At 69.8% G+C, this 25,933-nt stretch carries 22 protein-coding genes; 14 read left to right on the plus strand and 8 right to left on the minus strand.

Going from position 1 to position 25,933, the window contains the following annotated elements:
• Nucleotides 1–12: 12 nt before the first annotated feature.
• Both ACFOES_RS02560 and pbpC read left to right on the plus strand, forming a co-directional pair.
• Nucleotides 13–5,460, plus strand: coding sequence for an alpha-2-macroglobulin family protein (locus ACFOES_RS02560; RefSeq protein ID WP_377831594.1), 5,448 nt, complete (start codon nucleotides 13–15; stop codon nucleotides 5,458–5,460).
• Nucleotides 5,457–7,505 (plus strand): penicillin-binding protein 1C, encoded by a 2,049-nt coding sequence (pbpC, locus tag ACFOES_RS02565; RefSeq protein ID WP_377831595.1) that lies wholly within the window; start codon nucleotides 5,457–5,459, stop codon nucleotides 7,503–7,505. Before ACFOES_RS02560 ends, pbpC begins: the two co-directional genes overlap by 4 nt.
• 136 nt (nucleotides 7,506–7,641) lie before the next feature.
• Here pbpC and ACFOES_RS02570 read toward each other — a convergent pair whose 3' ends face one another.
• Entirely contained in the window at nucleotides 7,642–9,303 is a 1,662-nt protein-coding gene (locus ACFOES_RS02570) for a thiamine pyrophosphate-binding protein (RefSeq protein ID WP_377831596.1), read from the minus strand.
• Nucleotides 9,304–9,416: 113 nt separating this feature from the next.
• Here ACFOES_RS02570 and ACFOES_RS02575 point away from each other — a divergent pair, with 113 nt between their 5' ends.
• Together ACFOES_RS02575 and ACFOES_RS02580 are read left to right on the plus strand one after the other, a co-directional pair.
• Entirely contained in the window at nucleotides 9,417–9,968 is a 552-nt protein-coding gene (locus ACFOES_RS02575; RefSeq protein ID WP_377831597.1) for an NADPH-dependent FMN reductase, read from the plus strand.
• A 109-nt stretch (nucleotides 9,969–10,077) separates the two neighbouring features.
• Nucleotides 10,078–10,872: an FAS1-like dehydratase domain-containing protein gene (locus ACFOES_RS02580; RefSeq protein ID WP_377831598.1), complete on the plus strand. Its 795-nt coding sequence runs from the start codon at nucleotides 10,078–10,080 to the stop codon at nucleotides 10,870–10,872.
• Nucleotides 10,873–10,890: 18 nt separating this feature from the next.
• On the opposite strand, the gene yaaA is transcribed toward ACFOES_RS02580, so the two are convergent.
• From yaaA to ACFOES_RS02595, 3 genes are read right to left on the minus strand one after another with little or no spacing between them, the layout of a single operon-like run.
• Nucleotides 10,891–11,676: a peroxide stress protein YaaA gene (yaaA, locus tag ACFOES_RS02585; protein ID WP_377831599.1), complete on the minus strand. Its 786-nt coding sequence runs from the start codon at nucleotides 11,674–11,676 to the stop codon at nucleotides 10,891–10,893.
• A 3-nt stretch (nucleotides 11,677–11,679) separates the two neighbouring features.
• A complete protein-coding gene (gene recQ / locus ACFOES_RS02590; RefSeq protein ID WP_377831600.1) occupies nucleotides 11,680–13,722 on the minus strand; it encodes a DNA helicase RecQ in 2,043 nt (680 codons plus the stop codon).
• A gap of 36 nt (nucleotides 13,723–13,758) precedes the next feature.
• Nucleotides 13,759–14,046 (minus strand): YggT family protein, encoded by a 288-nt coding sequence (locus ACFOES_RS02595; protein WP_377831601.1) that lies wholly within the window; start codon nucleotides 14,044–14,046, stop codon nucleotides 13,759–13,761.
• Between the two features lie 345 nt (nucleotides 14,047–14,391).
• Between ACFOES_RS02595 and ACFOES_RS02600 the strand changes: the two genes are divergently transcribed.
• From ACFOES_RS02600 to ACFOES_RS02620, 5 genes are all read left to right on the plus strand, one after another.
• The gene (locus ACFOES_RS02600) at nucleotides 14,392–14,964 is read left to right on the plus strand and encodes an acyl-CoA thioesterase (protein WP_377831602.1); all 573 of its coding nucleotides are present in this window, start codon (nucleotides 14,392–14,394) and stop codon (nucleotides 14,962–14,964) included.
• 116 nt (nucleotides 14,965–15,080) lie between these two features.
• Nucleotides 15,081–16,457, plus strand: coding sequence for an MFS transporter (locus tag ACFOES_RS02605; RefSeq protein WP_377831603.1), 1,377 nt, complete (start codon nucleotides 15,081–15,083; stop codon nucleotides 16,455–16,457).
• Nucleotides 16,421–17,347 carry a penicillin-insensitive murein endopeptidase gene (gene mepA / locus ACFOES_RS02610; RefSeq protein ID WP_377831604.1) on the plus strand — a complete coding sequence of 309 codons (927 nt, stop codon included), beginning with the start codon at nucleotides 16,421–16,423 and terminating at the stop codon, nucleotides 17,345–17,347. The genes ACFOES_RS02605 and mepA overlap by 37 nt, the downstream gene beginning before the upstream one ends.
• The gene (locus ACFOES_RS02615; RefSeq protein WP_377831605.1) at nucleotides 17,320–18,213 is read left to right on the plus strand and encodes an esterase-like activity of phytase family protein; all 894 of its coding nucleotides are present in this window, start codon (nucleotides 17,320–17,322) and stop codon (nucleotides 18,211–18,213) included. The genes mepA and ACFOES_RS02615 overlap by 28 nt, the downstream gene beginning before the upstream one ends.
• Before the next feature lie 96 nt (nucleotides 18,214–18,309).
• A complete protein-coding gene (locus ACFOES_RS02620) occupies nucleotides 18,310–18,933 on the plus strand; it encodes a queuosine precursor transporter (RefSeq protein WP_377831606.1) in 624 nt (207 codons plus the stop codon).
• Nucleotides 18,934–19,207: 274 nt separating this feature from the next.
• Here ACFOES_RS02620 and ACFOES_RS02625 read toward each other — a convergent pair whose 3' ends face one another.
• The gene (locus tag ACFOES_RS02625; protein WP_377831607.1) at nucleotides 19,208–19,582 is read right to left on the minus strand and encodes an EthD domain-containing protein; all 375 of its coding nucleotides are present in this window, start codon (nucleotides 19,580–19,582) and stop codon (nucleotides 19,208–19,210) included.
• A gap of 71 nt (nucleotides 19,583–19,653) precedes the next feature.
• On the opposite strand from ACFOES_RS02625, the gene ACFOES_RS02630 reads away from it, so the two are divergent.
• Genes ACFOES_RS02630 through ACFOES_RS02645 form a run of 4 tightly spaced genes read left to right on the plus strand, consistent with a single transcriptional unit; the run spans nucleotide 19,654 to nucleotide 22,739 of the window.
• Nucleotides 19,654–20,031, plus strand: coding sequence for a MerR family transcriptional regulator (locus ACFOES_RS02630; protein WP_377831608.1), 378 nt, complete (start codon nucleotides 19,654–19,656; stop codon nucleotides 20,029–20,031).
• A 55-nt stretch (nucleotides 20,032–20,086) separates the two neighbouring features.
• Nucleotides 20,087–20,509, plus strand: coding sequence for an alternative ribosome rescue aminoacyl-tRNA hydrolase ArfB (gene arfB / locus ACFOES_RS02635; RefSeq protein WP_377831609.1), 423 nt, complete (start codon nucleotides 20,087–20,089; stop codon nucleotides 20,507–20,509).
• On the plus strand, nucleotides 20,506–21,783 hold the full coding sequence (locus ACFOES_RS02640) for an aspartate aminotransferase family protein (protein WP_377831610.1): 1,278 nt from the start codon (nucleotides 20,506–20,508) through the stop codon (nucleotides 21,781–21,783). Before arfB ends, ACFOES_RS02640 begins: the two co-directional genes overlap by 4 nt.
• Nucleotides 21,780–22,739 (plus strand): phosphotransferase enzyme family protein, encoded by a 960-nt coding sequence (locus ACFOES_RS02645; protein ID WP_377831611.1) that lies wholly within the window; start codon nucleotides 21,780–21,782, stop codon nucleotides 22,737–22,739. The genes ACFOES_RS02640 and ACFOES_RS02645 overlap by 4 nt, the downstream gene beginning before the upstream one ends.
• Before the next feature lie 40 nt (nucleotides 22,740–22,779).
• On the opposite strand, the gene ACFOES_RS02650 is transcribed toward ACFOES_RS02645, so the two are convergent.
• The 3 genes from ACFOES_RS02650 to ACFOES_RS02660 are packed head-to-tail and all read right to left on the minus strand — an operon-like array spanning nucleotide 22,780 to nucleotide 25,198.
• Nucleotides 22,780–23,436 carry an HAD family hydrolase gene (locus ACFOES_RS02650; RefSeq protein ID WP_377831612.1) on the minus strand — a complete coding sequence of 219 codons (657 nt, stop codon included), beginning with the start codon at nucleotides 23,434–23,436 and terminating at the stop codon, nucleotides 22,780–22,782.
• Nucleotides 23,433–23,996: a 16S rRNA (guanine(966)-N(2))-methyltransferase RsmD gene (gene rsmD, locus ACFOES_RS02655; RefSeq protein ID WP_377831613.1), complete on the minus strand. Its 564-nt coding sequence runs from the start codon at nucleotides 23,994–23,996 to the stop codon at nucleotides 23,433–23,435. Before rsmD ends, ACFOES_RS02650 begins: the two co-directional genes overlap by 4 nt.
• Entirely contained in the window at nucleotides 23,993–25,198 is a 1,206-nt protein-coding gene (locus ACFOES_RS02660) for an NAD(P)/FAD-dependent oxidoreductase (RefSeq protein WP_377831614.1), read from the minus strand. Before ACFOES_RS02660 ends, rsmD begins: the two co-directional genes overlap by 4 nt.
• An 87-nt stretch (nucleotides 25,199–25,285) precedes the next feature.
• Between ACFOES_RS02660 and ACFOES_RS02665 the strand changes: the two genes are divergently transcribed.
• Nucleotides 25,286–25,774: a peroxiredoxin gene (locus tag ACFOES_RS02665; protein ID WP_377831615.1), complete on the plus strand. Its 489-nt coding sequence runs from the start codon at nucleotides 25,286–25,288 to the stop codon at nucleotides 25,772–25,774.
• Nucleotides 25,775–25,933 lie beyond the last annotated feature (159 nt).

Here is a 25,933-nt window from a genome sequence, read left to right on the forward strand (position 1 = left end):
GAGGAGATTTCGATGCGTGGCTTTCTCACGGCGCTGCTGGTTGCGCTGACCGTCCTGACGCTTCCGGCCCATGCCGACGACTCGCCGATCCCGCAACGCCGGCTGGTGCTGTCGAACGACATCGACTTTCCCGGCGGCGATATCGGCAAGATCTTCGACACCACCATCGACGCGTGCGAGCGCGCCTGCCTCGCCAATCCCGACTGCCACGCCTTCACCTTCAACCTGCGGGCCGGCGCCTGCTTTCCCAAGACGGGGGTCGAGCAGACGATCCCCTTCGCCGGCGCGCTGTCGGGCCGGGTGATCGATACCCCGAAGGCGGTGCTGGCCCGCGCCGTCACCCGCAGGGCAGAGCTGTCCTTCCTGCGCGGCCGCGATCTCGACGTCGCGCTGAAACAGGCGCGCGGGCTGGCCGACCGCCTGGTGACTGGCGAATGGACGGCGCGGCAATTGCTCGACAGTGCCCGCGCGGCCGAGAAGGCGGGCAACCCGGACGCCGCCGCGCGCTATACCGGGGCGGCGCTGAACCTGACCGACGCCGCCGACCAATGGGTCGACTACGGCCGGCTGCTGCTGGCGGCGCAATACAACTCGAAGCGGCTGTCGCGCAGCGAATATCGCAGCCGGGCGCTGTCGGCCGCGATCAACGGCTACCTGCGGGCCGATGGCAAGCCGGTCCGGGCCTCGGCGCTGGCGGTGATGGCGCAGGCGCTGGAGCAGTTGGGACGCGGCCGCGACATGATCGCGCCGCTGCGGCTGGCACAGAGCCTGCAGCCGCGCGACGACATCGCGGCGCTGCTGGAGACGGCGATCGGCAAATACGGCTTCCGCATCACCGGCCACGAGGTCCAGAGCGACAGCGCCAGCCCGCGCATCTGCGCCGATTTCTCTGAGGCGCTGGTGTCGGCGGGCGTCGATTACGCGCCCTTCGTGCAACTGCCCGACACCGGCCTGTCGGTCGAGGCCGAGGGCCGCCAGCTCTGCGTTTCGGGCGTCGAGCATGGCAGGCGCTACCAGCTGACCTTCCGCAAGGGCCTGCCGGCGAAGAGCGGCGAGAGCCTGGTCAAGCCGGTGACCCTCACCCTCTATGTCCGCGACCGCAGCCCCTCGGTCCGCTTCCCGGGCCGCGCCTATGTCCTGCCGCGCGCGGGCACGGCGGCGCTGCCGGTCAAGACGGTGAATGTCGAGCACCTGGAACTGTCGCTGGCGCGGGTCAGTGACCGCAACCTGATCCGGGCGATCCAGGATGACTATCTCGGCAAGCCGATGAGCCGCTACCAACTGCGGAATTTCGGCTCTGACATGGCCGAAAACGTCTGGAAGGGCACGGCCGACGTGGCGATGGAGGTCAACAGGGACATGACCACCCGGCTGCCGATGGAAGACGCGCTCAAGGGCTTGCCGGCGGGTGTCTATGCCCTGACCGCGACCATTCCCGGCGCCGACCCCTATGATACCCCGGCGGCGACGCAGTGGTTCGTGATCTCGGATCTCGGCCTGACGACGATGAGCGGGGTCGATGGCCTGCATGTCTTCGTCCGCAGCCTCGGCACCGCCAAGGCGGATGCCGGGGTGGAAGTCCAACTGATCTCGCGCTCGAACCGGGTGCTGGGGACCGCGACCACCGACGCCACCGGCTATGCCAGCTTCCCCGCCGGACTGACCCGCGGCACCGGCGGCGCGGCGCCGGCGCTGATCGAGGCGAAAGCGGCGGATGACATCGCCTTCCTGTCGCTCACCGATCCCGAGTTCGACCTGTCGGACCGCGGTGTCGCCGGGCACGAGCCGGCGCCGCCGATCGACGTCTTCCTGACCACCGACCGCGGCGCCTATCGCGCCGGTGAGACGGTGCATGCGACGGCCCTGACTCGCGATGCCGAGGCCGGGGCGATCACCGGCCTGCCGCTGACCGCACGGCTGTCGCGCCCCGATGGCGTCGAGTATTCCCGCACGCTGGCGCAGGATGCCGGCGCCGGCGGCCATGTCTTCACCCTGCCGATTGCCGGCACCGCGCCGCGCGGGGTCTGGCGGCTGGACATCCTGGCCGACCCGGACGCGCCGCCGCTGGCCAGCCAGACGGTCCTGGTCGAGGATTTCCTGCCCGAGCGGATCGATTTCTCGCTCAAGCTGCCCGAGGCGCCGATCCGCCTCGGCGACCGGCCCAGCCTGACGATTGCCGCCAAATACCTGTTCGGCGCGCCCGGCGCCGATCTCTCGGTCGAGGGCGAGGCGCAGATCGCCGCGGCCGACGGCCTTGCCGCCTTTCCGGGCTACAGGTTCGGCCGTTACGACGCGCCGTTCTCGGCCGTCGCCACATCGCTGCCCTCGGGCAACACCACCGACGCGGCGGGCAACCTGGCCCTGCCGGTGAACCTGCCCGAGGTGCAGGACCCGGCCCGGCCGCTGAAGCTGACCGTCACCGCGCGGGTGGCCGAGGGCTCTGGCCGGCCGGTCGAGCGCCGGGTCACCAGGGCGCTGACGCCCTCGACCCCGATGATCGGCATCAAGCCGCTGTTCGACGACGTGGTGGCCGAGAACGGCACCGCCCGCTTCGATGTCATTGCCGTCGGCCCGCAGGAGACCACGGTGCCGATGACCGTGAAATGGACCGTCAACCGCGTCGTCACCCGCTACCAGTGGTACCGCTCCTACGGCGACTGGCATTGGGAGCCGATGACGACCCGTACCCGGATTGCCACCGGCACGGCCGAGCTGAGGGCGGACACCCCGCTGCAGGTCTCGGCGCCGGTCACCTGGGGCCAGTACGAGATCAGGGTCGCGCGCGAGGGCATGCCCTATGCCGCCAGCTCGGTCGATTTCTATGCCGGCTGGTATGCGCCCGCGACCGGCAAGGACACGCCGGACCAGCTGAAAGTGTCTCTGTACCAGCCGGATTTCAAACCCGGCGACACCGCGCGGCTGCGGATCGTGCCGCGCGCGGCGGGGACGGCGCTGGTCACGGTGCTGTCGAACAGGCTGATCTGGCGCCAGGCGGTCGAGGTGCCGGCCGGGGCGAGCGAGATCCCGATCCCGGTGACCAAGGACTGGGGCGCCGGCGCCTATGTCACGGCGTCGCTGATCCGGCCGATGGACGCCGCGGCCGGCCACAACCCGGCCCGGGCGCTGGGCCTGACCTATGCCAGGGTGAACCCCGGCCCGCGCCAGCTGACCGCCAGCATCGAGGCCCCCGAAGAGGCCGCGCCGCGCGGCCCACTTGACGTCGCGGTGAAGGTGGATGGCGTGCAGCCGGGCGAAACCGCCTATGTCACGCTGGCGGCGGTGGATGTCGGTATCCTCAACCTCACCGCCTTCAAGGCGCCCGATCCCTCGGACCACTATTTCGGCCAGCGCAAGCTGGGGGTCGGTATCCGCGACCTTTATGGCCGCCTCATCGACGGCATGAACGGCGCGATGGGCCAGGTGCGCTCGGGCGGCGACGCGGCGGCGCAGGCGAAACTGATGTCGCCGCCGCCGACCGAGAAGCTGGTCGCGTTCTTCGTCGGGCCGGTGACGGTGGGGGCGGACGGGCTCGCCCATGCCACCTTCGACCTGCCGTCGTTCAACGGCACCGTGCGGCTGATGGCGGTGGCGTGGTCGAAGACCGGCGTCGGCCAGGCCAGCCGCGACGTGCTGGTGCGCGACCCGGTGGTGGTGACGGCCAGCCTGCCGCGCTTCCTGGCGCCGGGCGACGGCAGCCGGCTGCTGCTCGAGGTCCACCACGCCAAGGGGCCGGCGGGGCGTGTCGGGCTCGACGTCACCTCGACGGGGGTGCAGATCGGCACCGTACCTTCGGGCTTCGATCTTGCCGAACATGGCCAAAAAAACCTCTCGATCCCGATCACGGCCGAGGAGGTGGGCAACCAGACCATCGACGTGACCCTGACCACGCCGGGCGGCCAGCGCCTGACCAAGACGCTCAACCTGCCGGTCGAGGTCAACGATCCTTCGGTGACGCGGGTCAGCCGTTTCAGCCTCGCCGCGGGCAAGGATTTCAGCCTGACCCGGGATGTCTTCACCGGGCTGCGGCCGGGCACCGGGCAGGTGACGATGGCGGTCGGTCCGATCGCCCGTTTCGATGCGCCCGGCCTGCTGGAGACGCTCAACCGCTATCCCTATGGCTGCACCGAGCAGCTTACCTCGAAGGCGCTGCCGCTGCTCTATTTCGAGGATGTCGCCAAGGTCATGGGCCTCGGCACCCGCGCCGACCTGCGCAAGAGGATCGAGACCGCGGTGACCGCGGTGCTGACCAATCAATCCTCGAACGGGGCTTTCGGGCTGTGGCGGCCGGGCTCGGGCGACCTGTGGCTTGACGCCTATGTCACCGATTTCCTCAGCCGGGCCCGGGCGCAGGGCTTCAAGGTGCCCGATGTCGCCTTCCGCGCGGCGCTGGACAACCTGCGCAACCAGATCAACTACGCCCCCGATTTCGACAAGAACGGCGGCCCCTACGCCTATGCCCTGATGGTGCTGGCACGCGAGGGCGCGGCGGCGGTGGGCGATCTGCGCTACTATGCCGACGTCAAGGCCGGGGCCTTCGACACCCCGATCGCGGCGGCCCAGCTGGGCGCGGCGCTGGCGGCCTATGGCGACCAGACCCGCGCCGACGCCATGTTCCGCCGCGCGGCCAGGATGGTGGAGCAGGAGCCGGCCACCGGCGGGCTGTTCCAGACCTGGCGCGCCGATTACGGCACGGCGCGGCGCGATGCCGCCGCGGTGCTGGCGCTGGCCGGGGAAGCGGGCAGCAAGGTGGTCGACGACAGCGCGCTGATCGAGAAGATCGCCGCGCGACCCGGCGCTCTGAACGTCTCGACGCAGGAGGCGACCTGGGCGCTGCTGGCCACCCATGCGCTGATCGACCGGGCCGGAGCCGAGGGCTTCACCGTGGATGGCGCGCCGGTGGACGGGCCGCTGATCCGGGTGGCCGAGGACCGGACCCTGCAGCCGGTGACGGTGCATAACGGGTCGCAATCCAAGGCGGTGCTGACCCTGACCACCTTCGGCGTGCCGCAGCAGCCGGGCAAGCCGGGCGGCAACGGTTACGCGATCAAGCGGTCCTATTACACGCTCGACGGCAAGCCCGCCGACATCGCCACCGTCAAGGCCGGCACGCGGCTGGTGACGGTGCTCGAGGTCACGCCCTTCGGCAAGGGCGAGGCGCGGCTGATGGTCGACGATCCGCTGCCGGCCGGGTTCGAGATCGACAACCCGCACCTGATCCGCGGCGGCGATGTCGGCGCGCTCGACTGGCTCAAGACCGAAGACGATGTCAGCCATAGCGAGTTCCGCCGCGACCGCTTCCTCGCCCAGGTCGACCGCCGCGGGCCGGCGTCGTTCCGCCTTGCCTATATCGTCCGCGCGGTCTCGCCCGGGACCTTCCACCACCCGGCGGCCAGCGTCGAGGACATGTATCGCCCGGCCTTCCGCGCCCATGGCGCGACCGGCACGGTGACAGTGCAGTGAAACGCCGCCTGCCGGCCACGCTTTTCGCCCTCGCGGCGGCGCTGTGGCTGGCGGCGCTGGGCCGTGACCGGTTCGACGCCTGGGTCGATGCGACGGTCCTGCCGTCCCTGAGCCCGGCAACCTCGGCCGAGGTGCTGGCCCGCGACGGCACCCTGCTGCGCGCCTTCACCGTCGGCAACGGGATCTGGCGGCTGGCGGTCGATCCGGCCAAGGTCGATCCGCTCTACCTCAAGATGCTGGTGGGCTACGAGGACCGGCGTTTCTACCGCCATCACGGCGTCGATCCCCGGGCGCTTGTCCGGGCGGCGGGGCAGGCGGCGCTGTCGGGCCATGTTGTCTCGGGCGGCTCGACCCTGACGATGCAGGTGGCGCGGCTGCTGGAGGATAGCGGCACCGGTCACTGGGCCGGCAAGCTGCGCCAGATCCGGCTGGCGCTGGCGCTGGAGCGGCACCTGTCGAAACGGCAGATTCTGTCTCTATACCTACAGATCGCGCCCTTTGGCGGCAATCTGGAAGGGGTGCGGGCGGCGACGCTGGCCTATTTCGGCAAGGAGCCGCACCGGCTGACCCCGGCCCAGGCGGCGCTGCTGGTCGCCCTGCCGCAATCGCCCGAGACGCGGCGCCCCGACCGCGATCCGGCCGCCGCCGGGGCCGCCCGCGCCCGGGTGCTGGCGCGGTCGCTGGGCGAGGGCATATTGACCGCCGAGCAGGTGGGCGCGGCCCTTCGCGAACCGATCCCGGAGGTTCGCCGCCCCTTCCCGGCCCTCGCCCCCCATGTCGCCGAGCGGCTGTGTGCCGAACACCCGAACACCAGCCCGTTGCGCCTGACCCTCGATGCCGGTCTGCAGAAACGGCTGGAGCAGCTTGCCGCCGAGGCGGTCGCGGCCCATGGCAAGCGGCTGCAGGTGGCGATGGTGGTCGCCGATCACCGCTCGGGCGCGATCCTGGCCTCGGTCGGCTCGGCCGGCTACCGCCCCGGCCGGCGCCAGGGTTTCATCGACATGACCCGGGCGCTGCGTTCGCCCGGCTCGACCCTGAAGCCGCTGGTCTACGGCCTTGCCTTCGACCAGGGCCTCGCCCACCCGGAAACCCTGATCGACGACCGCCCGGTCGCCTTCGGCAGCTACGAGCCGCAGAATTTTGACCACCGCTTCCGCGGCGAGATCCGGCTGCGCGAGGCACTGCAGCTGTCGCTAAACATCCCCGCCGTGCTGCTGACCGACGCGATCGGGCCGGCCCGGCTGATGGCCGGGCTGCGCCGCGCCAGGGTCCATGCGGTGGTGCCGGGCGGCAAGCCGGGGCTGGCGGTGGCGCTGGGCGGCGTCGGCGTCGATCTGCAGGACCTGACCCAGCTCTACGCCGCCATCGCCCGCGGCGGCGTCGCCCTGCCGCTGCATGTTCGGGCCGGGGCGGCGCCGAACCCCGGCGCGCGGGTGATGTCGACCGTCGCGGCCTGGGAGGTCGCCGACATCCTTTCGGGCCTGCCGCCGCCGCCGGGCGCGCCGCGCAACCGCCTCGCCTACAAGACCGGCACCAGCTACGGCCATCGCGACGCCTGGGCGGTGGGCTTCGACGGACGCCATGTCGTCGGCGTCTGGATGGGCCGGCCCGACGGCACTCCGGTGCCGGGCGCCTTCGGCGGCGAACTGGCCGCGCCGGTGCTGTTCCAGGCCTTCGCGCGGTTGAAGCCGACGCTCGATCCGCTGCCGCCGCCGCCCGCCGCGACGCTGATGGTGTCCAATGCCGAGCTGCCGCCGCCCCTGCGCCATTTCCGCAGCCGCAGAGCCGCTTTTGCTTCGCCGCCGGACGCCCCCGACCTGGCTTTTCCGCCCGACGGGGCGCAGGTCGAACTCACCGATGGCGAGCTGCTGGTCCGGGTCCGCAACGGTGTGCCGCCCTTCACCTGGCTGGCCGACGGCAAGCCGGTGGTGATCGGTTCGCGCGATCGTCAGGACGTGGTCAAGCTGGCGGCACCGGGCTTCGTCACCCTGTCGGTGATCGACGCCAAGGGGCGCGCCGCCCGGGCCACGGTGCAGCTGCGCTAACGGCCCGGCCCCTGCGCAAACGGAGGGTTCGGGACGCTCCGCGGGGAGTATTTGTCGCAAAGAAGAAATGCAGGGCTCCCATTTCTTCTTTGTCCAAGTACTCCCGCCGGAGGCGTCCCGCCCTCTCCGCCTGTGTCTAGCCTCGGGCCTTCTCTCCCAGCGCCCGCATCTCGCTGACGGTCATCGAGGTCGACAGCATCTCGGCGTCGAGCTTCAACTCGATCACGGCGGGTTTGCCCGCGTCCCGCGCCCGCTCGAAGGCGGCGGCGAAATCGGCGCCGTCCGCGACCGTCTCGCCATGGCCGCCATAGGCCCGGGCGAGGGCGGCGAAATCGGGATTGGCGAGGTTGGTGCCCGAGATCCGGCCGGGATAGTGACGTTCCTGGTGCATCCGGATGGTGCCGTAGCGGCCGTTATTGGCGACGACGACGATCACCGCCGCGCCATGTTGCACCGCGGTCGAGAATTCGTTCAGCGTCATCTGGAAATCGCCGTCGCCGGCCAGGCAGACCACCGTCCGCATCGGGTGCTGAAGCTTGGCCGCGATCGCGGCGGGGAAGCCGTAGCCCATGCTGCCCGAGGTCGGCGCCAGCTGGGTGCCGTGGCGCTTGAAGCGGTAGTAGCGGTGCAGGAAGGCGGCGTAGTTGCCGGCGCCGTTGGTCAGGATGGCGTCCTCGGGCAGGCTGTCCGAGAGCCAGCTCACCACCTGCTCCATCTTTACCGCGCCGGGGGTCTCGACCGGGTCGCCCCAGGCCTCGTACTCGGCGCGGGCGGCCTCGGTCCAATCGGCCCAGCTGTCCTTGCCCGGGCCGTTGCGGCGGGCGAGTTCGGAGATCATCTGCCCGGCATCGGCGGCGATGGCAAGCTCGGGGCGGAAGACGCGGCCAAGCTCGTCCGGGTCGGGGTGGACATGGAGGATCTTCGGCCCCGGCCTGGTCGGGTCGAGCAGCTCGTAGCCGCCGGTCGCGATATCGCCGAAGCGCGAGCCCAGCACCAGCAGGCAGTCGGCCTGTTGCAGCCGCTTGCCCAGCTTCGGGTTCATGCCGACGCCGAGATCGCCGACATAGTTGGCGTGGCGGTTGTCCATGTGGTCCTGGCGCCGGAAGGTGACGGCGACCGGCAGGCCCCAGGCGCCGGCGAACCGCTCGAGATCCAGCGCGGTCTCCTGCGACCACAGCGTGCCGCCGGCGACCACCAGCGGCCGCTCGGCCTCGGCCAGCGCCGCCGCCACGGCGGTGACCTGCGCGTCGCTCACCCCTTCGGGCGCCGGGGCCGGGGCGGCGATGTCGGTGACATCCGACGCCGTGCTCAGCATGTCCTCGGGCAGGGCAAGGACAACCGGTCCGGGCCGGCCCGAACAGGCGACGTGGAAAGCGCGCGAGACATATTCCGGGATGCGCTCGGTCTGGTCGATCTCGGCCACCCATTTCGCCAGCGTGCCGAAGACGGCGCGGTAGTCGACCTCCTGGAACGCCTCGCGGTCGCGGTGGTTGCGGGCGATCTGGCCGACGAAGACGACCATCGGCGTCGAATCCTGCTTGGCGACATGGATGCCCGAGGAGGCATTGGTCGCCCCCGGCCCGCGGGTGACGAAGAGCACGCCGGGCTTGCCGGTCAGCTTGCCATGCGCCTCGGCCATCATCGCCGCGCCGCCCTCCTGGCGGCAGACGACATTCTGAATCCCGCTGTCATAGAGACCGTCCAGCGCCGCCAGGAAGCTTTCGCCGGGTACCGAGAATACCCGCTCCACACCCTGGATCGCCAGTTGATCCGCCAAGATTTTGCCGCCGTGCCGCATCGCTTGCCTCCGTTCCGATCGTCGCCACCCTGCGTCAGCCGGAGGCCGGGGGCAAGCGGGTTGCACCTGCCGCCGGACGCCGTAAGACAGGGGCGTGAACAGGGGAAATTGCGATGACACTGAAACTCTTCGGCATCCCCGGCGCCCTGCGCGCCGGATCGACCAACCGTCTGCTGCTGGCCGAGGCCCGGCGGGCCTTTGGCGCGGCGGCCTATGACGAGGCCGACCTGCGCCTGCCGCTCTTCGATGCCGACGAGGAGGAGGCGACGGGCATCCCCGACAAGGTCCAGCGCCTGGCCGACGGGATCGGGGCCGCGGACGCGGTGATCATCGCCACGCCGGAATACAACAAGGCGCCGCCCGGGGTGCTGAAGAACGCGCTCGACTGGGTCAGCCGGACCGAGGGCCAGCCGTTCCGCGACAAGCCGGTGGCGATCATGTCGGCGACGGGCGGCCGGGCCGGCGGCGAGCGCACGCAATACGCGCTGCGGCTGTTCCTGATGCCGTTCCGGGCCCATGTCCTGCCGGGGCCGGATGTTCTGATCCCCGACAGCAGCAAGGCCTTCGATGCCGACGGGCACCTGATCGACGCGCGTCAGCGCAAGGCGCTGGACGAGTTGATGGCGGATTTGCGGGCGGCGGCGGAGCGGCACCGCGCGGGCTGAATCGTCTCTAACATGGCCGGAAACGGCCCGTTCAGGGCTGTTCCCGGTTTTCGCTGGCCGGGCCGGGTTTGCCATTCCCAAGCGCCGGTTTCGGCTCTACCCTTGCGCCATGCACCCTTCCGTCGGCACCAGCCTCACCACCACAGACCCGCTCGACCCGGCCCGGGCGCAGGCCTTTTGCGCCACGCTGGGCTTGCCCTACGATCCGGCCGCGCCGCTGCCGCCTTTCGCCCACCAGGTTTATTTCTGGACCGCCCTGCCCGAGGCGGAGCTGGGCCGTGACGGTCACCCGAAGACCGGCGGTTTCATCCCCGATCTCGGCCTGCCGCGGCGGATGTGGGCCGGCGGGCGGCTGGCCTTCCACGCCCCGCTCTTCGCCGGGCGGCCGGCGCTGCGGGTGACCACGATCGAGGCGGTGACCGAGAAGTCGGGGCGCACCGGGCCGCTCGCCTTCGTCACCCTGCGGCACGAGATCAGCCAGGACGGCCAGACCTGCCTGACCGAGTGGCAGGACCTTGTCTATCGCGAGGATCCGGCCCCCGGCGCACCGCAGCCGGTGCCGCCGGAAGCGCCGGTCGAGGCGGAACAGAGCCTAAAACGGGCCTTCTCGACGACGACGCTGTTCCGCTATTCGGCGCTGACCTTCAACGGCCACCGCATCCATTACGACCTCGACTATTGCCGCGAGGTCGAGGGCTATCCGGGGCTGATCGTCCACGGCCCGCTGCTGGCGCAGGTCCTGATGCTGATGGCGGAGGAACATCTCGGGTCGCTCAGCGGCTTCCGCTTCCGCGCCACCGCGCCGCTGTTCCATTTCGAACAGGCGCGTTTCGCGCGCCGGGGCAACCGGCTCTGGGTCGCCGGGCCGGACGGCCGGCAATGCATGGCGGCCGAGGCGGAATAGGCCGGGTCAGAGCCTGTTTCAGGCCGCCGCGGCGTCGGTTTCGCTGCGCAGGAAGACCCAGCGGTCGCCTTCGCTCAGATCGGGCTCGAAACGGTAGCCGCCGGTGTCGAAGCCCTTCAGGGCCTCGGGATCGGTCAGCCGGTTCTCCATCATGTAACGCGCCATCGCCCCGCGTGCCCGCTTGGCCCAGAAGCTGACCACCTTGCGCTCGGTGCCGCGTTCCTCGAGGAAGACCGGGGTGATCACCCGCAGCGTCAGCGCGGCCGGGTCGACGGCGCTGAAATACTCGGTCGAGGCGCAGTTGACGAGCAGGTCGGTCCCGGCCCGCGCTGCCGCCGCGTTCAGCGCCAGCGACAGCCGGTCGCCCCAGTAGTCGTACAGTGATTTGCCGCGCGCCGTCTTCAGCCGGCTGCCCATTTCAAGGCGATAGGCTTGAATCTGGTCGAGGGGCCGCAGCAGCCCGTACAGGCCGGACAGGATCCGCAGGTGATCCTGGGCCCAGCGCAACGCATCCTCGTCCAGCGTCTTGGCCTCGAGCCCGACATAGGTGTCGCCGGCAAAGGCGAAGGCGGCGGGGCGCAGGGCCACGGGGTCCGGCGTCTCCGAGAAGGCGGCGAAACGGTCGGCATTCAGCTTGGCGAGGTTCTCGCTGATCGACATCAGCTTGCGCAGCTCGTCCACCGACAACCCGCGCGCGACCGCGGCCAGTTCCGCCGCCTCGTCGGGGAATTGCGGCTCGGTGACCGGCAGCGGGGCCTTGGCGTTCCAGTTGAGCTTCTTGGCGGGCGAGATCACGGCCAGCATGCGTCACTCCTCTTGCAGAATATCCATGAAGGCGGCGCCGAACCGGTCGGCGCGCCGGTCGCCCAACAGCCGGGCCAGCGTGTCCGGGTCGCGCGGGCGCAGCTCGGCGATCTTGGCGATCAGGGCGGAGGAGCAACTGAGCGGTTTCTCGGTCCCGTCCATGCCGCGCGCCAGGTCTATCTGGGCGGCGTTGAGCCGGTCGTAGAGATCGCCGCCCGCGCGCCCGGCCAGCTTGCGCCGGGCCGGATGCTGCGCCTCCGGCAGCGCGCCGGTGATGACCTCGAGGAAGGTGGCGCCGTAGCGTTCCAGCTTCTTGGCCCCGACCCCGGTGATCCGCGCCATCTCGTCCAGCGATTGCGGCCGGGTCTCGGCCATCTCGATCAGGGTGCGGTCGGGGAAGATGACGTAGGCTGGCACCCGCGCCGCTTCGGCCAGCGCCCGGCGCTTGGCCTTCAGCGCCGACAGCAGCGGCGCGTCCTCTTCGCTGACCAGCGTCTTGATCACGTTCGCGCGGCTCGCCGCCTTCTGGATCGTGTCGCGGCGCAGCGTCACCGTCTCCTCTCCGCGCAGCACCGGGCGGGCGGGCTCGGTCATCCGCAGGGCGCCGTGGCGTTCGGGGTCGGGGCGGACGAGGTCGCGGCCCATCATCTGGCGGAAGACGGCATTCCACTGGCCCTTCGACAGGTCGCGGCCGACGCCGAAGGTGGGCAGGTCGTCGTGATGCCGCTGGCGGACCTTGTCGGTGGCGTTGCCGGTCAGGATGTCGATCAGGTGGCCGGCGCCGAAACTCTCGCCGGTGCGCAGGATCGCCGACAGCGCCTTGCGCACGGCCTCGGTGCCGTCGAAGATCTCGGGCGGGCTGTCGCAGAGGTCGCAATTGCCGCAGGGGTCGGCCTCTTCGCCGAAATAGCGCAGCAGCACCTGGCGGCGGCAGGCCTGGGCCTCGGCGAGGCCGAGCAGGGCGTTGAGCCTCGCATGGTCGGCCGCCTTGCGCTCGGGCGGGGCGAGGCCCTCGTCGATCTGGGAACGGCGCAGGCGGATGTCGTCCGGGCCGTAGAGCGTCAGCGTCTCGGCCGGCGCCCCGTCGCGGCCGGCGCGGCCGATCTCCTGGTAATAGGCCTCGATCGACTTCGGCAGGTCGGCATGGGCGACCCAGCGGATGTCGGGCTTGTCGATGCCCATGCCGAAGGCGACGGTGGCGACGACGATGAGGCCGTCCTCCTGCTGGAAGCGGAACTCGGTATGGCGGCGGTCGTCGGCCTCCATCCCGCCATGATAGTGCACCGCGGCATGGCCGGCCTCACGCAGGGCGGCGGCGAGGCTCTCGGTCTTCGATCGCGTGCCGCAATAGACGATGCCGGACTGGCCCTTGCGGCTGGCGGCGAAGGTCAGGATCTGCTTGCGCGGGCTGTCCTTGACGGCGAAGGCGAGGTGGATGTTGGGCCGGTCGAAACCGCGCAGGAAGGTCTGCGGCTCGACTGCGTCGAACAGGCGGTTGACGATCTCGGCCCGCGTTTCGGCATCGGCGGTGGCGGTGAAGGCGGCCAGCGGCACGTCGAGGGCGCGCCGCAGCTCGCCGATGCGCAGGTAGTCGGGGCGGAAGTCATGGCCCCACTGGCTGACGCAATGGGCCTCGTCGACCGCGATCAGGTTGCAGTTGATCCGCCGCAGCAGCGTTGCCGTGCCGCCCGAGGCGAGCCGTTCCGGCGCCATGTAGAGCAGTTTCAGCCGGCCTTCGTCGAGGGCGCGGAAGACCTCTTCGGTCTCCTCCTCGGTGTTGCCCGAGGTCAGCGCCCCGGCCTCGACCCCGGCCTCGCGCAGCGCCCGGACCTGGTCGCGCATCAGGGCGATCAGCGGCGAGATGACGACGGTCACGCCCTCGCGGCACAGGGCGGGCAGCTGGTAGCACAGCGACTTGCCGCCGCCGGTCGGCATGATGGCAAGGGTGTTGCGGCCCTCGACCACCGCGGCGACGATTTCCTCCTGCCCCGGGCGGAAGCCGGGAAAGCCGAAAACGGAGTGGAGAAGATCGTCGGCAGCGGGCATCGGGAGAACGGCCTGAATTGGGACAGGTCAGACCCGTTAGTAAACGGGTCCGAAGTTCCGCGCGATCGCTGTGCGGATGATGATGATGGCGATCAGCACGACGAGGGGCGCCAGATCGAGCGTTCCGGTATCCGGCATGAAGCGGCGCACGCGCGAATAGATCGGGTCGAGCAACCGGTTGAGGCCGTCCCAGAGCTGATAGACCAGCGGCTGACGCAGGTTGAGCACCTGGAAGTTGATCAGCCAGCTCATGATGATGTGGGCGATCACGACGAAATAGACGACGTTCAGAATCAGCTGTGCGGCGAAGACGAGTGTGCCCATGATGGATCGGTTCCTTGCGTGTCCGGACTGGCCCAGAGGTATAGGCGCGCCCGGCAAAGGGCAAGGCGGTGCGGGCGAAGGCCGCGGCCTGGGAAGCGGCGGGGCGGGGATTGCCCGGGAAGATGGCCGCGCCGCCGCGTTTTCCTGTTTGCGCCGCGCCGGGGGCGCGTCGCGATGGGCGAGGGGCTGTCTGCCCCTCGCGCTCCCCGAGGATATTTTCGAGCAGAAAGGAGGGGTGCGCGCGCCGTTTCCCGGTCGCAGCCCTTGGACCGCCATGAGTTCCCCCGCGTTTCGCTTGACCTTTTCGCTGCAACGCGGCACGGGGCGGTCAACAAGGAGCGCATCATGTATCCCGTCTTTCGCCTGGCCAAGGAACTGCTGGTCTTCCGCAAGGCCCCGTCGCTGGCGGTGCTGGACACCCATGTCTCGCATCACGTCTGCTGGCCCTGGGACATCGATCCGTGGCTGGAGCTGAACAACGGCCGCACCCTGACGCTCTACGATCTCGGCCGGCTGCCCTTTGCCCGGCGGGCGGGGATCGGCCGGGTGATGAAAGCGAAACGCTGGGGCATGGCGGTGGCCGGCGCCTCGGTGCGCTATCGCCGCCGGGTGCGGGCCTTCGACCGGGTCGAGATGCACACCCGGGCGCTGGGCTGGGACTGCCGCTTCATCTACATGGAGCAGAGCATGTGGCGCGGCGGCGACTGCACCAGCCAGGCGCTGCTGCGGCTGGCGATCACCGATGCGGGCGGCATCGTCGCGCCGGTCAAGCTGGTCGAGGCGCTGGGCGCGGCGCAGGAAAGCCCGGAACTGCCGCGCTGGGTCCGGGCCTGGATCGAGGCCGAGGCCGAGCGGCCCTGGCCGCCGCCGGCGGCGCCGGAGAAGGGGCAGGAGGCCGGGCGCGACCGGGCGGCCTGAGCCGGTGCAACCGCCGGCCGAAGCGGCGAAGCGGCTTGCACGCCCGTCCCATTCCCTGTCTTATCGGCGTAATGGTTAACACCCGGAGGCAGAGCGCCGGGGGCAGGGAGACAGGGATGGCCGAGATTTCCGCCAGGCGCCGCATCTGGGGCTGGTTCTTCTTCGACTGGGCCAGCCAGCCCTACAACACCCTGCTGCTGACCTTCATCTTCGCTCCCTATATCAAGGACCTGATAGGCAGCGGCTCGGCCGCGCAGCAGGTCTGGGGCTTCGGCATCGGCGCCGCCGGCATCCTGATCGCGGTGCTGGCGCCGCTGCTGGGCGCGGTGGCCGACAAGGCGGGCCACCGGCTGCCCTTCGTCTGGCTGTTCTCGGCGATGTATGTCGTCGGCGCCTGGGGGCTGTGGTACGCCGCGCCCGACCACTTCAACGTCTGGACGACGATGATGTTCTTCGGCGTCGGGCTGATCGGGATGGAATTCGCCACCATCTTCACCAACTCGATGCTGCCCGACCTCGGCACCCATGACGAGATCGGCCGGATCTCGGGCTCGGGCTGGGCCTTCGGCTATGTCGGCGGGGTGATCGCGCTGATCCTGATGCTGACGCTGTTCGCCGAGGGCGCGACCGGCAAGACCCTGATCGGCATCTCGCCGATCCTCGGCCTCGACCCGGCGCTGCGCGAGGGCACGCGCTCGGTCGGGCCGTTCACCGCGCTGTGGTACGCCGTCTTCATGATCCCGTTCTTCCTGTGGGTGCGCGAGCCGCGCAAGCCCGACGCGATCAGCATGGCCGCGGCGGTGCGCGGCGCCTGGCCCGAGCTGAAGGGGACGCTGCGCAACCTGCCCAACACGCCCAGCCTGTTCGCCTATCTCGGCGCCTCGATGTTCTACCGCGACGCGCTGAACGGCATCTATGTCTTCGGCGGCATCTACGCCTCGGGCGTGCTGGGCTGGTCGGTGGTCAATGTCGGCATCTTCGGCATCCTGGCGGCGATCACCGGGGCGGTCTTCACCTGGGTCGGCGGCCATGCCGATGCGCGTTTCGGCCCCAAGCCGGTCATCATCTTCTGCGCGCTGGTGCTGACCTCGGTTGCGCTGGCGATCATCTTCGTCACCCGGACCTCGGTCTTCGGCATCCCGGTCGGCCCCGCGAGCCACCTGCCCGACATCGCCTTCTATGTTCTCGGCGGCATCATCGGCGCCGTCGGCGGCACGATCCAGTCGGCCAGCCGCACCATGCTCGTCCGCCAGGCCGACCCCGAGAAGATCACCGAGAGCTTCGGCCTCTACGCGCTGGCCGGCAAGGCGACCTCGTTCATCGCACCGCTGTCGATCGGCATCGCCACCAGCCTGACCGGAAGCCAGCAGCTGGGCATTTCCCCGCTCATCTTCCTTTTTATTCTGGGCCTCGTGCTGCTAGTCTGGGTCAAACCCGACGGTGATCGAGCAGCAGAATGGACCGCATCCCCCTCCGCCTCATCCGGCGCCTGACGACGGGCCTTGCCCTGGCACTTGCCCTGGCCGGCGCCGCGCCGGCCGATCCGCTGGCCACCCGCCTGTTCGGGGCCGAGGCGACGCCCAGCGACCAGAAGCCGATGCCGATCGGATCTTACGCTCGCGGCTGTGCCGCCGGGCTGGTGCAGCTGCCCGAAACGGGGCCGACCTGGCAGGCGATGCGGCTGGGCCGCGACCGCAACTGGGGCCAGCCGGTGACCGTCGCCTTTCTCGAGGACCTGAGCCGGGTCGCGGCACAACAGAAGGGTTGGAACGGGCTCTATATCGGCGATATCGGCCAGCCGCGCGGCGGGCCGATGGCCTCGGGCCACCAGAGCCACCAGATCGGCCTCGACGCCGATATCTGGATGCGGCCGGGCACCGACATGCACTTGAGCCGCGCCGCGCGCGAGAAGATCGGCTCGATCCCCGTCCGCACCGCCGACCAGACCCGGGTCAACGGCAAATGGACCCGGGCGCAGTACAACATCATGAAGGCCGCGGCTTCCGACCCGCGGGTCGACCGGATCTTCGTCGCCGCCGCCGTCAAGGTCGAGATGTGCAAGACGGCCAAGCCCTCGGACACAAGCTGGCTGCAGAAGATCCGGCCGTGGTACGGCCATGCCAGCCATTTCCACATCCGCCTCAAGTGCCCGCCCGGCGCGACGCTGTGCCAGACCCAGCGCCCGACCGTGGCGCAGCTGTCCCATGGCGGCAACGGCTGCGACAAGAGCCTGCGCTGGTGGGTGACCGACTACCTGGAAGCACTCAAGCATCCGCCGAAACCCAAGAAGAACGCCAAGAAGCGGCCGCATCGCAAGGGGCCGCGCGAATTCACCATGGCCGACCTGCCCGCCCAATGCGCCAACGTCCTGGCCTCGCGCTGATCGCCGCGCTCCTGCTGCTGCAGGCGCCGATGGGCCGGGCCGCGCTGGCGTCGCCGGCGCAGCTTGTCGGCACCTATGTCTGGCGCCTGAACGAACGCTGGTTCGGCGGTTTCTCGGGGCTCGAGCTGTCGGAGGACGGGACGCGCTTCGTCGTGCTTTCCGACCGAGGCAACTATGCCAGCGGCCGCTTCACCCGCAATGCCGCCGGGGCGATCACCGGCGCGACGCTGGGGCCGCGCCATCCGGTGGTGGACCGCAGGGGCCGGGTCTTGCCGCGCTGGAAGGCCGACAGCGAGGGGCTGGCGATCGCGCCGGACGGGCGGATGTATATCTCCTTCGAAGGGGTGCAGCGGGTCCTGGAATACGACCGCCGGGGCGGGGCGGCGAAAATCCTGCCGCGCCATCCCGATTTCAAGAACATGCCGCTGAACGGTTCGCTCGAACCGCTGGCCATCGACCGGCAGGGCGCCCTCTACACCCTGCCCGAGCGCGACCCGAAGGACGGACCGCTCAAGCTCTACCGCTTCAGCCACGGCAAGTGGAGCCAATCCTTCACGCTGCCGCGCGAGGGTGAATTCCTGCCGGTCGGCGCCGATTTCGGCCCCGACGGCAAGTTCTACCTGCTCGAGCGCCGTTTCGCCGGCGTCGTCGGCTTCGCCAGCCGGGTGCGGCGCTTCAGCCTCGGGCCGCAGGGCCCGGGGCCGGGCGAAACCCTGTTCCAGAGCCGGCTGGGCGCCCATGACAACCTCGAGGGCCTCGCCGTCTGGCGCGACACGGCCGGGCATATCCGGCTGACCATGGTCTCGGACGACAATTTCAGCCTCTTCCAGCGCACCGAACTGGTCGACTACGTCGTTACCGAGTGACTTGACCGGACGGGGCCGGGGCGCTAGGACACCGTGTCCCCTCGGGCAGAGCCGGCGGGACCAAGTCTCCGCGACCTTGCCAAAACGGAATACATCATGATCCGCACCTACCTACCTGGCGTCCTCGCCATGGCCATCGTTGTGGTGGCCTCGAACATCCTCGTGCAGTTCCTCTGCGGCCAATGGCTGACCTGGGGCGCCTTCACCTATCCCTTCGCCTTCCTCGTCACCGACCTGACCAACCGCACCTTCGGCGTGCGCGTGGCCAAGAAGGTGGTGCTGGCCGGTTTCGTCGTCGGCGTCGTCTGTTCGCTGATCGGCACCCAGATCGTCGGCGAATACGGTCCGATCGTCACCCTGCGCGTCGCCGTCGCCTCGGGCACCGCCTTCCTGGTCGGCCAGCTGATGGATGTTGTCGTCTTCAACGCGCTGCGCCGCCGGGTCTGGTGGCACGCGCCCTTCGTCTCGTCGCTGATCGGCTCGGCGCTCGACACGATCATCTTCTTCTCGCTCGCCTTCGCCGGCGCGCTGACCTTCCTCGAGCCGGGCAACGACGTTGCCTGGGCCAACGAGATGCTGCCGCTCTTGGGCCATGGCCCGACGGTGCCGCTCTGGGTCAGCCTGGGGGCTGCCGACTGGATGGTGAAGATGTCGCTCGCCCTTGTTGCACTTGTGCCATACCGCGTCGTCGTCCGGCGAGTCGTCGCACCGGTTGCGTAAAAACTTTTGACAGACACAAGATCTGTGGCACACTTCGAATTAGCGCAACGCAGTGAAAGGAGGTGGTCCAGTGTCGAGAGGGATATTGGAGAGAGGTGTCGGGACAGTCAGGAGGAAGGTGGCCTGAGGGCAGCCCCACAGGCGCACGCCAACTGATTGGGCCTTGATCCTAACTGGCCCATCTCCAGGAACTCGGAGGGCCGCGCGGCTAGCGCGGCCCTTTCCGTTTGGCGCAGCCGGGATGGCAGTGGCTCCCGGGCAGGGCGCCATGCGGCTACGATATGATCGCCCGCTCGGTCGCGTACCAAAGTTGGGATCGGGACAGGTCGACGAACCGTGCCTCGTCTTCCATAAGATCCCGAAGCGCGCGAGCGCCGTCCGGGGTCTCGCGGGCGGCTCGGTGGGCGTCGAAGTTGTCCCACCAGAGTTCAGCGCCGCCGTCGAAATCCACCGGCACCGTCCCCCGTCCGGACTGGATCGCAGCCTGCGCGGCGGGATTGTCCAATGGGACGGTCTGGACATAGCGTCGGATCCCCAGAACCGCGCTGTGGCGCCGTACCAGTGGCCCGTGAATTTCCTTCCAATGGGTATCGAACTCGGCACGGCTGAGATGCGGCAACCGTTTGACCCACATGACAAGCTTCAACATTACAGTGTCCTTGTTGTCTTCCGGGGCGGGACGCTACAGTCTGACAGCACTGTCAGGGTCAATAGGGCATCATGCAGATCGGAGAGCTTTCCCGCGCCAGCGGCGTCAGCGTCAGAATGCTGCGCTATTACGAAGCGCAGGGTTTGCTGAGTCCGGGCCGTAGCGCAGCGGGATACCGCATCTATTCCCGCAACGCGCTCGAAACGGTCCGGCGCATCACCACGCTGAACCGGGCCGGCTTGCCTCTCGACCGGATTCGCGGGCTTCTGGAGTGCCCGTTTCCCGACGCAGCCGGGGCGGAACTTTGCGAGACGATGAAGGAGCAGATCCGCCAGCAACTGTCCGTGCTGGACGACCGGATGGCGGAACTGGAGCAAAGCCGCCGCCTGCTCGCGGCCTATCTGGGCAGCGGTCCGGCGGTTGAAACAACACCCGATGCTGCGGCGTGAACGTTCCGTTCATATCCCTGTTCCGCTCGGCCTTGCCATCGGCTAGCGTGCGGCCATGCTGCGCATCACCGACACCCTGACTCTGGAAGACTGGGAGATGACCGAGAGCTTTTCGCGCTCCTCCGGTCCCGGCGGGCAGAACGTCAACAAGGTGGAAACTGCGGTCGAGCTGCGCTTCGAGGCGGCGCGCAGCCCGCATCTGCCGCAGCCGGTGAAGACGCGCCTCAAGCGGCTCGCCGGTCGCCGATGGACGCTGGATGGTGCCATCGTCATCCGGGTCGAGGACACCCGCAGCCAGGCCCGCAACCGCGAGATCGCGCGCGAGCGGCTGGCCGAACTGGTCCGCTCGGCCCTCACCGCGCCGAAGCGGCGCATCGCCACCCGGCCGACACTTGGCAGCAAGCGCCGGCGGGTCGACAGCAAAGTCAAGCGCGGCCAGGTCAAGGCCCTGCGCGGCAAGCCGGGAGTCGAGGAATGAATGATATCGCGGGTCTGATGGAACGGCGCCGGCGCCTGCTCGGCCCCAACGTGCCGACCTTCTACGAGACCCCGGTCGAGATCGTCCGCGGCGAGGGCGTCTGGCTCTGGGATGCCGACGGCCACCGCTACCTCGACTGCTACAACAACGTGCCCCATGTCGGCCATTGCCACCCGCATGTGGTCGAGGCGATCGCGAAACAGGCGGCGACGCTGAACACCCATACCCGCTACCTGCACCAGGGCATTCTCGATTACGGCGAGCGGCTGACCGCGCTGTTCGGCCATGACCTCGACACGCTGGCGATGGTCTGCACCGGGTCAGAGGCCAATGACGTTGCCCTGCGCATGGGCCAGGCGGTGACCGGCAAGACCGGCATGATCGCGACCGACAACACCTATCACGGCAACACCGCGCTGGTCAGCCAGCTGAGCACGCGGCGGCCGCCGATCGGGGGCTACCCGCCCAATGTCCGCCGGGTGCCGGCGCCCGACAGCCTGCGCCCGGTCGGCGGCGGCCAGGAGGTGCAGGCCCAGGCCTTCGCGCAGAACGTTGCCCGCGCCATCGACGAGCTCGAGGCCGAGGGCCACGGCTTCGCCTCGCTCACCATCTGCCCGTTCTTCGCCAACGAGGGCTTCCCGGTGCTGGAACCGGGTTTCCTCGACCCGACGGTCGAGGTGGTGCGCCGGGCCGGCGGGATCGTCATCGCCGACGAGGTCCAGCCCGGCTTCGGCCGCATCGGCAGCCATTTCTGGGGCCATGAGCGGCTGGGCTTCGCCCCCGACGTGGTGACGCTGGGCAAGCCGATGGGCAACGGCCACCCGGTTGGCGCCGTGGTTGCGCGGCCCGAAGTGATGGCGGCCTTCCGCCAGGCCTTCGGCTATTTCAACACCTTCGGCGGCAACCCGGTCAGCTGCGCCGCCGCCAACGCGGTGCTGGACGTGATCGAAACCGAACGTCTGGTCGAAAACGCCCATGACACCGGCCAGTACGCACTGGCGCGGCTGGGCGAGCTGTCGCATCCGATGATCGCCGAGGTCCGCGGCGCCGGGCTGTTCTTCGGCGTCGAGTTCGTGACCGATGCCCAGCTGACGCCGGCGACCGAATTCGTCGAAACCGTGGTCGAGGCGATGAAGGCGCGGGGCATCCTGCTCAACAAGATCGGCCGCGCCGGCAACACGCTGAAGATCCGCCCGCCGATGCCGTTCTCGCGCGAACATGCCGACCTGCTGGTCGATACCCTGGCGGAGGTTCTGGAGACCCTGCCGGCATGAGCCTGGCCGAGGCACAGCAGGCGCTGGCCGCCTGGGGCGGGGCCGAGGTGCCGCCGCGGCTGATCAAGGATCGCGAGAACGCGGTCTACGAGGTGGTGCTGGCGGGCGGGCGCCGGGCGGCGCTGCGGCTGCATCGCGCCGGCTACCAGACGGCGGCGGCGATCCGGTCGGAACTGGACTGGACGCGGGCATTGGCGGCGGCCGGCCTGTCGGTGCCGGAGCCGGTCCCGACCCTGTCCGGCGTCCTCGTCCACGAACCGGAGCAGGGCCGCGCCGCCTCGGTCGTCGGCTGGGTGGAGGGGACGCCGCTGGGCGAGGCCTTCACGCCGCTATCAGGCTCTGTTCCGGCCCAAATCGCCCGCTTCCGGGCCATCGGCCGCTTGCTGGCCGAGATGCACAACGCGACCGACGCGGTGCAGCTACCGGCCGGTTTCACCCGGCCGCGCTGGGACATCGAGGGGTTGCTGGGCGATCGCCCGTTCTGGGGCCGGTTCTGGCAGAACCCGGCGCTGACCGGCGACGAGCGGGCGCTGCTGCAGCAAGCGCGCGCGGCGGCGCGGCAGGTGCTGGAGGACTTCCGGGCGCGGGGCGGCGATTACGGCCTGATCCATGGCGACCTGATGCGCGAGAACCTGCTGCTGGACGGCGACCGGATCAGCCTGATCGATTTCGATGATTCCGGCTTCGGCTTCCGGCTCTACGATCTCGGCACGCTGATGATCCAGAACCTCGACGAACCCGCTTTCCCCGAGCTGCAGGCCGCGGCGCTGGCGGGCTATCGCGCCGCCCGGCCGCTCGACGCGCAGGACGCCGCATTGCTGCCGATGTTCACCATGCTGCGCTGCCTGGCCTCCTGCGGCTGGGCGGTGCCGCGAATGGCGCCGGACGATCCGCGCCTGCGCGACTACGCCGCGCGGGCCGCCGGGCAGGCGCGGGCGTTCCTGGCCGCGTCGTGAGCTGCGCCGCGAAAACGAACGCCAATTCGTTAACCGTGACTTAACCTCGCCCGAGGCCGAGCAGCCCCGGCAAATCCGCCATCCGGTGAAACACCCGCGCCCCTTCCGCCGCCAGCCTTTCGCCGTCGTCATGCGCGGCGAAGCCGCAGCAGGGGATGCCGGCGCGGCGGGCGGCGATGCAGCCGGTCGGGCTGTCCTCGACGACGACGCAATTCGCCGCCGCGACGCCGAGCGCCTGCGCCGCGTGGAGATAAAGCCCGGGCTCGGGCTTGGGGGCGCCGAGTTCCTGGCCCGAGAACAGCCGGCCTTCGAACCGCGCCATGACGGCGGGATGCTGGCCCAGCGTCACCTGCATTTTCTGCGGCGAGCCGTTCGAGCCCACCGCATAGGGAATCCCGGCCCCGTCGAGCGCGTCCAGCACGGCCTCGATCCCGGCGATCAGCGGCGTGCCCTCGCCCAGCCTCGCATAGAGCCGGACGTAGAACTTCTCGACCCAGTCGTCGGGCAGGCTGGCGCCGGCAGCGCGGGCGCGATGCCAGACCATGCGCATCGTGCCGCCGACATAGTCGCGGGCGACATCTTCGGGCGACAGCGGCAGGCCGTGGCGGGTGAATTCCTCGGCCATCATCTCGAAGGCCGGCGCCTCGCTGTCGACCAGCACGCCGTCGCAGTCGAAAATCACGGCCCGCGGCGTCATTCCGGCGCCCGCAGGATCGTGACCAGGGTGTCGCCGTAGCGGCGCTGGTCGAGCTGCTCGAACCCCTCCGGCACAACCGGCGCGGTGCTTTCCTCCCAGACCACCAGCGCGCCGGGGGCGAGCCAGCCGCCGACGGACGCCGCGGCGAGGGCAATCTCGCCCAGCCCCTGGCCATAGGGCGGATCGAGGAAGATCAGGTCATAGGGCGCGCCGCGATTCTCGCCCAGCCGGGTGGCATCCCGGCGGTAGAGGTCGGTGACGCCCATCGCCCGGGTCTTCTCGATATTCTGCCGGATCAGCGCCCGCGCCTTGACCCCGTCATCGACGAAGGTCACCCGCGCCGCGCCGCGCGACAGCGCCTCGAGCCCCAGCGCCCCGGTGCCGGCGAAGAGGTCGAGCACGCGGGCGCCGGTGACCGGGTCACCGTAACCGCCGTTGATCAGCAGGTTGAAGATCGATTCGCGTACCCGGTCGGTGGTCGGCCGCAGATGCGCACCCGCATCACCCTTGCCGACGCTGGCCAGCGCCAGACCGCGAAATTTGCCGCCGATGATCCTCACGCTTTCAGCAGCGCCTTGATCTCGGTCGCCGGATCGGCCAGCGCCGCCGGGTCGGGCGAGCGCCCGGCCTCGATCAGCCGTTTGCCGACCATGTAGGCGCGCGGGTCGTTCATCGCGTCGACCGCCAGCAGCGTGTCGCCGGCGAAATACCAGAACGAGCAGCCGTCGCCGTCCTGCCGCGAGATCACCCGGTCGTAGCCGGTGTTGAGCCCGGCGATCTGCAATTTGACGTCATACTGGTCCGACCAGAACCACGGCTTGGCAACGTAATCCTTGCCGGCGCCCAGCATGTTCGCCGCCACCGCCTCGGCCTGGTCGATGGCGTTGCCGACGCTCTCGAGCCGGATGCGGCCGCCCTTGTAGGGGAAGGAGGCGCAGTCGCCCGCCGCCCAGATCGACGGGTCCGAGCTCCGGCCCCGGGCGTCGGTGCGGATGCCGTTCTCCAGCGCCAGCCCGGCGGCCTCGGCCAGCTGGGTGGCGGGGGCGATGCCGACGCCGACGATGACGAAATCGACCTCGAGCACCCGGCCGTCGCCCAGTTCGGCCCCGCTGACCCGCGATTCGCCCTTGAGGCGCTTGAGCCCGGTGCCTTCGAGGATCGTCACCCCGTGATCGGCATGGAGCTTGCGGAAGTAGTCCGAGGTCTCGGCCGCCGCGACCCGCTGCAGGATGCGCGGCGCCATCTCGACCAGCGTGACCTCGAGCCCGAGCTTGGCAGCCACCGCCGCGGCCTCGAGCCCGATATAGCCGCCGCCGACCACCAGCAGCCGGGCGCCCTTGCGGAACTCGTGCCCCATCGCGTCGACATCGGCCAGGGTCCGCACGGTATAGACGCCGTCGAGCGTGCCGCCGATATCGGCCGGCAGGCTGCGCGGCTCGGCCCCGGTGGTCAGGGCGAGCTGGTCGTAGCCGATGACCTCACCACCGACGGTCACGGTCTTGTCCTTGGGGTCGATGGCGGTGACCGGCCGGCCGAGGCGCAGCGCGATATCGTTCTCGTCGTAAAATTCGGCCGAGCGCAGGTAGAGCCGTTCCAGCGCCATCTCGCCCAGCAGGTACTGCTTCGACAGCGGCGGACGCTGGTAGGGCGGCTGCGGCTCTTCGCCGACCAGGGTCAGGGCGCCGTCATAGCCGAGCGCGCGCAGTTTCGCCACCAGCGAGGCGCCGGCCTGCCCCGCCCCGATCACGACGATTCCAGACATTTGCCCTGCCCTCCGAAATGCTCTGGTCCGATGCCGTGCCGACCCTATATGGCCGGGCGTGTGAAACGCAACGCGCGAGGAGTGCAAATGACGATTTCGGTTGGGGATGTTCTTCCCGGGGCGACGTTGGTCAGGATGGGGGCCGAGGGCCCCGAGGCGGTGGATGTCGACGTGCTGACCAGGGGCCGCAAGGTGGTGATCTTTGCCGTGCCGGGGGCCTTTACCGGCACCTGCACCACGGCCCATGTGCCCAGCTTCATCCGCACCAAGCCCGCTTTCGATGCCAAGGGCGTGGACGAGGTGATCTGCGTCTCGGTCAACGACCCGTTCGTGATGGGCGCCTGGGGCGAGCAGACCGGGGCCAACGATGCCGGCATCACCATGCTGGGCGATCCGCAAAGCGCCTTCACCGGCGCCGTCGGCATGGCTTTCGACGCGCCGCCGGCGGGGCTGATCGGCCGCTCGAAACGCTACGCGATGCTGGTCGAGGACGGCGTCGTCAAGGTGCTGCATGTCGAGGCGAATCCCGGTGTCTGCGAGATGTCGGCCGGCGAGGCGCTGCTCGAGGCGATCTGAGCGGCGGACGGACAAGAGGCGGGCGCGGGGGAACCTGCGCCCGTTTTTTCTTGTCCCCTTATCAAAAGAGGGGTGCTTCACACCGGCGACGAAGCATGCCCAGCTTCCGCCGCGCTTGCAAAATGGGCTCGCGGCCGATCAGCCCGCACAGTTGCCGAT

The organism is Acidimangrovimonas pyrenivorans, assembly GCF_042643245.1.
Taxonomy (GTDB): Bacteria; Pseudomonadota; Alphaproteobacteria; order Rhodobacterales; family Rhodobacteraceae; genus Acidimangrovimonas; species Acidimangrovimonas pyrenivorans.